This window comes from Deinococcus betulae (assembly GCF_020166395.1).
In the GTDB taxonomy this organism is placed as follows: Bacteria; Deinococcota; Deinococci; order Deinococcales; family Deinococcaceae; genus Deinococcus; species Deinococcus betulae.
Genome location: NZ_JAIQXU010000096.1, coordinates 1 through 722 on the forward strand (window position 1 = coordinate 1; position 722 = coordinate 722).

The window sequence follows — 722 nt, forward strand, 5'->3', positions numbered from 1 at the left end:
GACGGTGCTGATGTGCCGTCCCGATTTCACCTTACTCCCACTGCCTGCTGCTGTCACTCTCCTCGCCCGGTGGATCGCACCTCACGTTCCTCCAAAATTGATGCACCCACACGAGAAAATTACTGATGCAGAGTTGATCGCGGTCGTCCTTCTCCAGCGGCTGCACAAGGTGCCGCACTTCAGACGCTGGTGGCGACTGCTCAAACTCAATACCTGTCCTCACTTCCCGTCAGAGCCTCAGGCCCGTATCCGGCTGGCTCGGTTGACGCCGGTCGTCGAGCAGCTCGCGACCGAAGTCCAGGAACTGGACTTCGTCGCTGTGGATTCCCAACCGCTGCCCGTCTCGACCTTCAAACGCGCGCCACGCTGCAAATTCCGAGGGGCACGACACGGGTTTAGCACGGCTGGGCCGGTCTATGGGTTCAAACTTCATGCCTGGAGCACCCTGAACGGCAAGATCGTCAGGTATGCGCTTCGACCCGCGAATGAACACGATTTCACCGTGCTCTGCGAGATGAACCGAGATTGGCCCGCTTATGGCGGGCCAAAACAGATCGGCGACAAGGGCTACCAGTCGGCAACGTGCTTGACGCCTCCAAAAGTCAATGCAAAACAGGTCGACCCACGCTGGAAACCAGAATATGGGGCGGCAAGGAAGTGCGTGGAGTCCGCGTTCTCCGTCTTGGTGGGAGCCGGACTGCGCTGGGGCCAGGTCAAGACAT

General features: G+C 59.6%; 1 protein-coding gene. It reads left to right on the plus strand.

The annotated features are described in order from the left end of the window. Positions 1-10 precede the first annotated feature (10 nt). The coding region (locus K7W42_RS22785; RefSeq protein ID WP_224577701.1) for an IS982 family transposase at positions 11-722 on the plus strand (712 nt) is incomplete at its 3' end.